Origin of the sequence: Lacticaseibacillus camelliae DSM 22697 = JCM 13995 (genome assembly GCF_001436615.1) — a bacterium.
GTDB lineage: Bacteria > Bacillota > Bacilli > Lactobacillales > Lactobacillaceae > Lacticaseibacillus > Lacticaseibacillus camelliae.
Map to the genome: position 1 here is coordinate 1 of NZ_AYZJ01000041.1, position 11,208 is coordinate 11,208.

Annotated in this window: 6 protein-coding genes and 1 pseudogene; 1 reads left to right on the forward strand and 6 read right to left on the reverse strand. The window is 46.1% G+C overall.

All coding sequences use genetic code 11. The features are described 5' to 3' along the window. From FC75_RS08100 to pglZ, 6 genes are all read right to left on the reverse strand, one after another. Window positions 1-2,879 (reverse strand): hypothetical protein (locus FC75_RS08100; protein WP_056989599.1); only part of this gene is annotated, 2,879 nt, incomplete at its 3' end. Between the two features lie 222 nt (window positions 2,880-3,101). Continuing rightward, window positions 3,102-3,485, reverse strand: a complete 384-nt coding sequence (locus FC75_RS08105; RefSeq protein WP_235808718.1) for an ASCH domain-containing protein — start codon at window positions 3,483-3,485, stop codon at window positions 3,102-3,104. 10 nt (window positions 3,486-3,495) lie between these two features. Next, the gene (locus tag FC75_RS08110) at window positions 3,496-4,470 is read right to left on the reverse strand and encodes a restriction endonuclease (RefSeq protein ID WP_054665597.1); all 975 of its coding nucleotides are present in this window, start codon (window positions 4,468-4,470) and stop codon (window positions 3,496-3,498) included. 460 nt (window positions 4,471-4,930) lie between these two features. Further along, window positions 4,931-5,980: a hypothetical protein gene (locus tag FC75_RS08115; protein WP_056989600.1), complete on the reverse strand. Its 1,050-nt coding sequence runs from the start codon at window positions 5,978-5,980 to the stop codon at window positions 4,931-4,933. Between the two features lie 141 nt (window positions 5,981-6,121). Beyond that, window positions 6,122-8,170, reverse strand: a complete 2,049-nt coding sequence (gene brxL, locus FC75_RS08120; protein WP_235808719.1) for a protease Lon-related BREX system protein BrxL — start codon at window positions 8,168-8,170, stop codon at window positions 6,122-6,124. Further along, window positions 8,160-10,676 carry a BREX-1 system phosphatase PglZ type A gene (gene pglZ / locus FC75_RS08125; RefSeq protein WP_056989602.1) on the reverse strand — a complete coding sequence of 839 codons (2,517 nt, stop codon included), beginning with the start codon at window positions 10,674-10,676 and terminating at the stop codon, window positions 8,160-8,162. Before pglZ ends, brxL begins: the two co-directional genes overlap by 11 nt. Window positions 10,677-10,772: 96 nt before the next feature. Here pglZ and FC75_RS13000 point away from each other — a divergent pair. Then, window positions 10,773-11,208: pseudogene (locus FC75_RS13000) on the forward strand (BREX-1 system adenine-specific DNA-methyltransferase PglX); the annotation flags it as partial.

Consider the following 11,208-nt stretch of genomic DNA (forward strand, 5'->3'; position numbering starts at 1 on the left):
CATGGCCTTTCTGGTCTAGTCGTCAGGGTGTTGCACTTGAATTGTAAACTGGGGCACAGAATAAAGTGTCTCAGCGCCTGATAGTTCTCTCGGTAACTTTGGCTCTCGCGATAGTCATAGAGCAGCAAGTTGATATCCTGCATTGTACTAGCAGTCAGACTCGTCAGGGCGTTGGTCTTGCGCTGTGTGTCATAGTCGATGTGCACGCTCTGCGTAAGGGCAAGAACCTGGTGAACCTCGGGAATGAAATCCGTCGTATCTAATCCCGCACTGTCGAGTTTATCAATTAAATTACTCGCCACCAGCACCCTAATATGGGGCATTTTGTTGAAGGTCCGATTAGTTCGGCCTAGTGCTTGAATGACTAGGCGTAATCGACTCAGCGTGACGCTGCGGACTGCTGTCATTTCTGGATAAGACTTGTTCTTTTGAATATCTGAAAATCGTGCGCTGAGGTCGGAATAGCTGATTTCATAGGCATCGGCGAGGTATTCAAGCTGAGTAATTTGCTTCACGCCAGCGCGATTGATGCGAAACGGGTTCTCACGGCTCAAAACCTTCGTAATCTCACCCAGGCAGACACCCGCAAGGTCAATCTGATCCTGACGTGGGTCGTTAGGATTAGCATCAAACGGTGCAATGCTGACCGCTCGCGACTGTTCAAATCTGCCAATTGCGTGTTGTAAATTCTGACCAATACCGATAGTCTTATACGAGCTCAACAGGTACACCCTGGTCTCTTCTTCAGCAGGAAGCTGAAGCGCGTCCTTGAGTTGCTGGTCAACACTCTTTCCCGAATCACTATTGGAAGCGATGATTCGCAGTTCGGGCAGCTTCTCCTCATCCTTGACAAGCATCGCGCGCAACCCGTTAAACACTTCGCAGATAAGCTTACTGTTCATCGTCGGCTCATCTGGTCGGGGCAGTTTCATCTGCAGTCCAAGATAAGAGGTTAGGTCACGGTCAGTCAGGAAAATCACAAAACTGTCAAACAGCTCATAATACCGATTGAGGTAATACTGAATACTTTTTTCTGTAACATGCCTGCTGCCTCGTAGTGAGTTGACCGCCTTGCGAATCGCCTGATCTAACGCCAGCACTCGAGATTCATCCACCTCAGCTACCTGATCGCTCATTCTAGCTTGAATGACGGCTAGCAGCGTCTTTTCCCCCTCTGTAACTGTGCGCTCCGCCTTGACCGTGACGCCGTGTTCAAGATAACGAGCCTGGTAATCGAACTCACTTTTCGTTTTAGCTGAGAGAAAATCGCGTCCGTGGAGCAAAGGGTCACCGAGTCGTTGCCGCATGTACGTCAGATCATAGTTGTCTAAGACAGTTGGTATTTCTGCTGTCGCAGAAAGTCCAAGCACATTGGCCTTGGTGAGAATGCTCAGCAAAAAGCGCTCCGGCGTCACCGCAAAGAATGCAGCATTGATCTCTGTTCGCAGGTCATGAGTACCAGCGTCGATAAAGTTAAATAAGCCCAGTCCACGACTCTGAAAATAGTAGGCCTGACGATTAGGACTTAAGTTCTTGGGCTGCTCGCCGCGGCCAACCATATCCTGACCCAGATTCTGCAGCGTATGGATTTCACTTTGGCTTAAACGCAATGCATCGTAAAAAGTCGAGGTCGCGTCAAGCAAGGTCAGTCCAGTATCCCAGGCATCTGTATTAGCATTTCGCTTCTTCATGTATTTATCAGCAGTGTTGATAATCAACCGGTTGAGTCGGCGAATGTAGGCGGACACCCGATTCACCATATGCGTCAGAGACTGACTATTAGGCCCTAGCGAACCATTCATTGACTTAAGCTCCACCAAGTTTGTGTAATGGTTATGCGTGAGCTGCCAACCGCCCTTTTGACTGAGCAGATTTTTTTCCGGCCCGTGAATCAGAAAATTGCCAGTGTCCCCAACTCCAGAAGACTTATAAGAGTAATCGAGAAAAAATTTCTGATTGAGTCTCTTTGCCCGTTGCTGGAGCTCACCAAACTTTGGCGAGTCTTTTACTAGATCTCGCAAATCTTGTGGCAGATCATCTTCAGCCAGAAGTCCTGTCGACAATTGTTTAAACATAGTCGGCAAATCAAACTGAACCTTTAATGCATCGTCAATGACTTTATCCAAAAGCTGCTCCTTGGTACTGTCAAATTCGTCCAATACCACTAGCGAATCGTCCAGGACCGACGAGAATTGAAAGGCACACCCACGATCCGAGAAGAAAGGCGTGTAGCTTCGGATAAACTTTGCAGTGGTCATGATCAAAAGCTGACGACGGTCCAGATCAATGGTCGGATAAAGACTGTTTAACCAACTGCAGACTGCGTCATCATGAGTCGCAACATACTCACGAATCGTTGCTTGATCGCTGGGCTGCCGCCAGCCATTCACTTTAACGAGCATTGCTAGGCGCTCACACACAACGGCACGAAATTCCCGCTCCTTCTTCGAAAGTGGTTGCCATTCCTGATCATCCCCCGGAATCAATGTCTGCTGTTTGTACAAAGCGTACTGTTTACCAAGAGCAGCTTTAGCGTCCTTGACAGCCGGTGTATTCAACGCTTCAGGCAGATTCGCCGCAATGATCTCGCCCACTAAATCCGCGGTGCCACGCAGAACGCCAACGCGTTGGTAGAAATCATTTTCTGACAAGCCCCACCCCATCCAGCTACTTTTGAAGGCTTTGAGATTCAGGTTCTTTTTCTGATCAGTCACAAAAAAAGCACGAAAATTCGGCTCTCGTTGCGCTTGCGCCACTAAAAAATGCGTCACCGAGTAAGTTTTACCACTACCGGTTGGCGCATCAAATGTCATGAGATGTCCTTTTCGTCCATCCTGCGTTAGAGCTTGGTACATGTGTTCAAAATCTTTCTGTTCCATTTCTCTCCTCCTTTTGCAGACAGCCTAAAGGTAGCTGGCTGCTTGACGCTTATTGTAAGCGCTGAAGGCAAAAATGAGAAGAATTTTGTGACACATTTAGAACAATACCATAAGAAAATTCTTTTATTCTAGTATTATATAAAAAATATTGGGGAATAAATCTACTCCGTATCTCTGATTTAACACTAAATATCAAATGACACTGCGAAAACGTGGACCCCTTCACACATACAGCGGATCCCAGTATCTCTTTATCCAGGCCTCAGATTCCTCCGTTGTTTCGTCATCACCATTGTCCTTAATGATCAAATCGTCATCAACATTAAACAGATGCTGACGCCCTTTAACTTGGAACGGTCGGATATAGTAACCATCCTGACCAAACTTCCACTCGTAGCTTTTCGGCCCCAGCTGAATCACGTCAACAATTTGCACCACGCACAACGCGTGCCCAGGCATTGTCCCGGGAATACGCTGTGCAGTGGAACAGATAAGCAAATCACCACGGTGTTTCGTATTCCAACTTCTGAACTCACTGGTCTTATCGCCAGTTAGGATGTCAATTACATAATCAGGACGGATCGACAGTGCCTTCAAATCGTTCACTTCCTATGAGTTAATTATCGAAGTAATCCTCGTCAATTGCTAGGAGCTCATAACTCTTCCGCGCTCGATCTTGCTGGACACCAACGTGATACTTAAGCATCAGACTGGTTAACTTGATACCGTCAATCAAGACGATTGAAAAGGTCTTGGCTACAGCTTTGGCACCCGAACTAAATCCAGAGGTCGTGATGAAGACTCCCTGATTCCCGTGGACACGGCTTAAGGCACCATAAAATTGATCAATTTGTGGGCGCTGAACTATATTGTCCGCAGCATACCGCTTAGCCTGAACGTAAACGGTTTGAGTTCCCAAAGGATCTTGATTGATGATACCATCGATTCCACCATCTCCAGACGATGGGGTCAGGACCGATGTGCCATTGGTGCCTTGATACCCCATCGCATTCAACAAATCAATCACAAGCCGCTCGAAAAACACCGGCTCAGCCTCGCGAATACGTTCCAACAAGTTGACTGCGATGACACTGTTGTAATCATCGATTGCCTTCCCAATTTGCTCAGCTGAAGGTGAATCAACGGCATCATCTAGTAGATTATCTTTGCCATCACCCTGTCCGCTAACTGAGCCACTTTTAGCCCTTTTGAGGTCTCTCTTATGCTGCTTATAGTTTGGCTGAGCATGTGTCACTTCTTGTGACAACGCCATTCCATACTTCTGAAAAAGACTTTTTCCAAGTTCGGTGACGCGGTACACACCTCTTCTCGGCCGTTCGAGTAAGCCAGATACTGATAAATCGGATAGAGCCCACCCGGTACGATTTTCAATTGCAACATCCTGTCGTTTTCCTGATTGGAGTTCTCTCAAGTCCTGAGGGAGGTTCAGTTTCTCAACAGCGGCTGCCTTCAATTCGGCCCCAAGCCACTCTTTTTGGGTCATCGCTATAGACATCAACACCGGTAACATTGCATCCCAGGTGGGTACGCCATCTTTGGCAAGTTTAAGTTCCCGATAATCTAGTTTCATTTTGTTCACCTCCTTAAGCCAATTATATCTTGTTGCCGGCAACAAATTCGAAGAAAACAATTACTCCCTATCGCTGCTGAAGGCGCATGGGCACAGATGTATACCACACGTCAAAGCCACAAAATGAATAGATATTGTCTGAGGACAACTAGGTTAGTGAAAGTGGATTCCCTTTCTCCATTAGGTTAGTGTCAAGGCACTTTTCAGATGGCTCACGCATCATCCACTGATCAAACACGTACTCAGGACATCTAATAATAAACCATTTCCAATCCATAACGTCTCCACTACTTCACACAGAGGTGACACAACGTGATCCAAATCTAACCAACCTAGAATTTCTTACTCGGACTTCGTTGTGTTTCCCATTCCCGCAAGAAGGAGTAATCCTAAACCAATGGCTCCCTTTTTCCCATAATCTCGCATTTTACGTATGTGTTCAGTACAAAAAAGCTCCTGTCTATTCAGCGTCTCCTTGTGGCATCCCGGAAACATGCAAATTCGGGCTGGTTTCGACTTTTTCATAAAGACTTCCCCCAATCTCTTTGTTTACCACATCTTCAACTAATTTCGTCGCACTAGTGTAAATCGTCTGTGCTAACTGCTGTACGTGGCCGCTGTCGCCACGATGACCATTGTCAATTCGCCAAGCAGTCGAACGATGATTCGAAGGGTCTTCTTCCAATAAACTTTGTTTAATGAAGGTGCGATAATTACTCAGAGTAGCTAGAAGGGGTTGTTCTTCACCGAGTGCAGTATATGCAGCCAAATTCATTTGAATGGACATATTCAAGTACCCCAGCGAATCTTGAAGTAATGTTTCGATTCTTGTGATCTCTTTACTCTTTGTTGCAGGGTCGGCAAGCTCAGATGCATCATTGCGAATTGCCAGCATTAGCTTGCTCGTGGTTTGTGCACCAATTGTCACTGCCTGCATCAACAATCTTTCTCGCAAACCTGGATCTTTCGATGCTAGACCTTCGATAATCAATTGTCGTGCACTGTAGACACCGGCAAAACGGTCATTATACTGACCTTGTTCTACTTGCTGAACAGCCTGAGTAAGCGCAATTAGTTGTTCAGAGACCGCTTGCAGCTGAACTTGAATAGCCGCCAGTTCTGGCAGCGTTCCAAGTTGACTGACCAATTTTTTCTCCAGATTTACAAAGCCTTTTGACTCCCCTGTAACGCTATCCACAATGACACCATACAAGGTATTGGAATCCTTACGGGCTCCAATTTTCCATTGGCCTGAATCCAGCATAGATTGAGTATAGGAGTTGAATTTAGCAACAAACTCCACTTTGTTATCTTCCAGATGCCGCAATATATCAGAACCAGTCATGGCCGACTCTAGAATTGAAGTCAGTTTTTCACTTAATTGCAGAGATGCAGTTTGCCTTAATTTTTCCCCCAGGGATGAATCGAGGGAGTAACTATACAGATCGGGATCAGTAACATCAAAAACAAGATCTCCCGGCTTTGGCAAGATGATTTCAAATTGATTCACTATTATTACCCCCAACCGCAAGACTACCAAGTCAGTAAACAATTTCCTGGTAGATCGCTATCTTACAAAAAAACAGTCAACACTCAAAACGTCTATGGAAAAATCTGATAAAGTGTATACCTCGTCATCTTGACTGTAAGACTATCCTAGCCCAAACGCTTTAAACGCGGCTTCCTCCACGGTCTGATAAGTTACCCAAGTGAAGGCACCGAACAGATCCGCTGGCACCTCACTCATCTGTGCCATTGCAGATGAAGGCAACAGCACACTCTTCGCCCCGCTATCCTTGGCAACCTGCAATGTATCAGCAAGGTTCGTAATCTTGTCGATTGACCCACCGACAGTCATATCGCCAAGCACAACCATGCTATCCAGCGTGGACCGACCGACCGAAATTGAAATCAGTGAGATGTATGTGGCCAATGCCATATGTTCACTAATTCCATTGCCGTTCAGGTTGGAGATCTGGACAACGTAATTATGCTTCTTGGGCATGATACGCTGGTCAATATCTGCGTAATGGCTTTCCAGGCGCCGCATGGCAGTATCCATACCTTCACGCGTACCCCGGTTGTATCCGACCCCCGCTTTTTCCAGCTTGCCTTTGCCCGGCATTTGCTGGGACTCCAGCTTGAACAAGCTGAGTCTGCCAGAGTCATCGTACTGAATCGTGTAAACGTAGCCTGGTTTCTCAGTACCTGATGGAATCAGCGTGGCCGATCCCTGTTCTGGTACCGTGACAAATTTCTCCTCGCCTGATTCGCGGTCAATGTACGAGAAGTTCACATCGTAGAATTCCATCCCGCCGATTTTTTTAAGCTGCTCTTTAACACGCCGGCGCATTTCCAATGCGAACTGAAGCACTTCCTCCAACTCATCTTTGGTGAATTTGCCGTCTGGAAAAAGAAGCTTAATCATCCCTGACACAGTCTTACGCACCGCAATCGTGTCTCGTTGATTGAGCTGAGCGCCAAGAGTGAAGTATTCCTCGATCACATCCCCATACCCGGTCTTGCGAAGCTCACGCATGACTTCAGCCATATAATCTGTGATCAATCCGTAGCCTTTGGTGAAAAAGGCTGGCTTATACTTAGGAATCTCCCAACCAGGCAGGTAGGCATGAATACGATCCAAAAACGCCGTATCAGTGCCCATCTCGGGAGGAAAGGGTTCGAATAGGTTGGACGTCCTCAGTAAAACGTCAACACTTTGATTGATGTTGCCAACAAAAACCATCCCGGCGGATGCCTGAACTTCTGTTCGCCCACGGACAAATGAACCCGATGCCATATAATCCTTCATAATCTGAATGCCGTCTTGATCCTTGAAGTTGATCCCGGCGACTTCATCAAACGCGACGACATCCCACATGCCGACCAGGCCGACCTCATGACGCGCCATGTTGTAGAACAGGTTAGCGACTGTGGTCTGACCACCTGATACAAGAATCGTGTTTGGCGACAACTCTTTGTACACATGGGACTTGCCAGTGCCACGCGGCCCCAATTCAACCAGGTTGTAGTTGTTCTCAACAAAAGGAATCAAACGCGCAATCAGCAATAATTTAACACGTTTATCAAACTGATCCGGCTCCATCCCAATAGTTCGCAGCAGCAAATCCAGCCACTCGTCGGTGGTGAAATGCTGCCGTGCATCTTTGATCTCTTGCATATCAATCGACGGCACCTGTACGGGAGTCAGCGAATCTATGACAAAATGGTCCTCGCTCTCGTGGTCGTAACTGAGGCGCACGATTGACCAAATGCCGCCAATAAGTAACCGTTCATATTTTTTTGGATACTTCTCATCCACTGGTACCCCTTCAAGATTTAAATTACTAAAGCTGGCCTCATACCGATCCAGCTTTTCATTCAGCTTAACCGTAACGGTATCAATCACGGTGTAGGACCCGTTTTCACGGATCTTAGACTTCACCTTCTCGGCTTCGTCCTGACGCACATAATTATTGGCAAGCGTCTTTTTAACGTTTTCAACGCCCCGCTCAATCGTGACTGGGTCTGAACCGTTGGCATACTGACCAAGCAAAAATTCCAGAACATAGGTCGGCACATTTGCGCCTTCCTTAATCCGAGTAGTCAGATCCTTACGAACGAACCGGCCCGGCAGATATTCCTCCAGTTTTTCCAGCAGCGCTTTCTGGTCCGTTTGCTTTTCTTCATCAGATGTCAAAGCCGAAACCTCCTTGGATAACGATGTCCATTTGATAATCCGATGAATACTCAACATCGGTCTCCGTGTTGTGCAAGATTAAGTGGTACATCTTGCCGTTCTCAAATGGCTGCTCACTTAGTGTTAGACGGACGTTCTTAATCCGAGCATTAGGATCCTTATCCGCGATGTCAGCAACAAATGGGGTCACACCAGAAATCTTCCGATGCTCATCATCAGTCAAGTAAATCGAATAATGAGCCAATGTATTCACATCACTAATTGGATCATCCTGCATCACCCTCACGGTGACCTGTCTTGAAGTGATCCGACGACTTGACGTCACATCATGAATCTTGGCACTGACGGCCTGAGAACGGCCCTTTTGTAACTTAACATTAAGCACAGGAACCACCATCTCCTGAAGCGACGCGCCCCCATGAACGTAATTCTGGCTGGCTCCTGGTGCCTTGAAAATGTTGAAGTTGGTCGGGTAGTCGACATAGGTCGGATCATCATTACCCAGTAAATCACCCAACCGCTGAGACCCTACCCCTGTCAACTCGATTGGTACCTTGCTGAACGCATAACGCTGCTCCTTCTTTATCGTCTTAAAGTCGCTGATATCAATCTTATTGGCTTCATCAATTGGGGCCCAGCGATAGATGAAACCGTGATCTGAGGTAACCAAAATATTCCGCACACTAAGATTCCGCAGAAGTTCAATCGTGCGGCTCAACGCGTCAATTGTTTCGTCAACAGCCTTAAATACATTGTTCTCTGTCTTGGCACTCTCTCCGGTCACATCAATCTCATTGTGATAGAGATAGACAATCTGCTGGCCACTGAGCAAAGCTTTACGCTGTTCTGTATTCATGCTCAAAAACTTGGAAACTTGCGTAGCTTGGCTGGACTGGTTCTCGGCCTGAAGAATCTCTCGGCGTTTATCCACTGTGTCACAAGTCTGATCATCTACCGTCACATTCTTTTCACCATGATAGTCAAGATGATGATTGGGCAGCAAAGCTGGCATTCCAAAGTAAGTGACCGATGGCAGACCCGTAATCATCCAGTTCATTTTGCTTTCAAACTTGTCCTGACCATCTAATTTGGCCTGCAATTCCTTGGCCGCCTCGAACCGAAAGGCATCTGAAATAATCACCACCGTTTTCTGCTGTTCAGATGTCACGAAGGTTGAATAAAATCGGCGCTGCTGATGAGCTTGGCTCACTTGCTTGGGAGAATAGACCCGATTCCATTCACTGACTGAATGAGCAAGGTAGTCGTTAAGGTAAGTATTCTCAACTTTCCATCGCAATCCTTCAACCAAAGTTTCCTGATCTGGATTCACAGACATGAGTTTTGCGACAAATTCACGGTAAGTCGTGTCAATCCGATAATCATGGGTCGTGTAATCACTGATTAAGACTTCAAGATTATCGGCATTCCCTTTCGGTTGGAATCTGAGAATCGTCACTGCCGCCATTTCAATCTGATAGAGCTGATCATATTCCTTATGGTAAGCCAGCTTCTCGCGTAAGCTGATCGCTTGTTCAAGCGTCTTCTCTCCCACGCGCACGGCAATGTCGTTATCCAGCAGTCGATCAGTCATCCAAGCGATGATTAATTCATCGATCTGCGGAAAAGCATCAATCTTAATTAGTTGCGGAATGTCCAAACGTTTGAACTGAGTCTCGGCATGAACAAACTGCCAAACTTCACGTGCAATTTTGAACAAATCATCTCTTGCATCAATCATATTGCGACTATTCTGGACAAACGAAATAGCGTTGTTGACTGGGTTCAGCTGATAATCCGCAAACGAGGAAGGAAGATCTAACTGCGCTTCGTCATAAGCAAAGTTCAATAAAATTGCTGTCATTAAGCCGCGAAGGGTTGGCTGTTTTTTCGAATACCCATAGGCCTGTGCGATAAAGTTCCAGAATGAAGCCAGCAAATCAAATTTATCAAAAACCCTCAGTGAGTCATTATCGTCTCCCAAAGAATCATTGTGGAGAACAGCGCGAAGAACGGAATTAAGTCTGGCTTCATCAGCTTTGGCTAAGACTGCCAACTCTGTCAGAGTTGGATCATTGCCGAGCTTGTATAGCTTCTGAAACCGGTTCTTTCGTTCCTTGCTACCAAAAAATTGAGTCTGACTGGCCAACCAAGACTGCTGATCAGCAGGAAGTTGTAATTCTTTGCGCAACATTGTTGTGGCATCAGCAGTATAAGTCTTTGAGTAGCGAAGAAAGTCCGCCAAAAAGTTTAACTTTAATTCTGGCATCGGGCCGGGTGAATATACCAGTGCACTTTCATCCTTCTTCTGAAGGTCCAGTAACACCAACTTTGTTTTGAATTGCTCATCCGGCGTCATCTGCACTATAGGGACTCCTATTCTCTGTTCTAGTTCATCAATATTGTCTTCAAAGGTTGCTTGATCGTCATACCAAAAGACAAAATGATTACTCGGAGTAAACATTCCTTTAAGCGCTTCCGCGACCTGGTCGAGATTCAAATCTGCCATTTCTTGCTATCCCCATTCTTTGCCATGACCACCGATTAATTACTACTCCTAGTATACCCAAGGGAGAAGAACGTTACTACATTTGCCTTACATTAACGTGCTAACCAAGCGAACTTCGGAAAGATACCAGGAAGTCCAATTGCCTATTGGGCAAGTAAAAACCTGATTCGTGATTTTGAGATAGGATCCCCTCTCTCTTCTGTTGCTGAACCAAAAGTAGGCTTGCAAACAGGTAATAACGAACGATTCCTTAGACAATGGTATGAGGTCGGTTATTCAGCTATCAAATTTGATGCTAACGATAATAAGTCAGCGTTAGACTCTGGATTAAAGTGGTTTCCATATAACAAGGGCGGTTCTTATCGAAAGTGGTATGGAAACTATGATTACGTTGTAAATTGGGAACGCGATGGCTACGAAATAAAGCATTTCACTGATGATCGGGGTAAAGTGAGGTCTCGGCCACAAAATACAGATTATTACTTTCGTGAAGCGATTACCTGGTCTCTAATTACGAGCGGTGGATTTAGTA

Coding starts and splice junctions, on each gene's coding strand:
- pglZ (WP_056989602.1), bottom strand. CDS start 10,676: ATGGCAGATTTGAATCTCGACCAGGTCGCGGAAGCGCTTAAAGGAATG.
- FC75_RS08110 (WP_054665597.1), bottom strand. CDS start 4,470: ATGAAACTAGATTATCGGGAACTTAAACTTGCCAAAGATGGCGTACCC.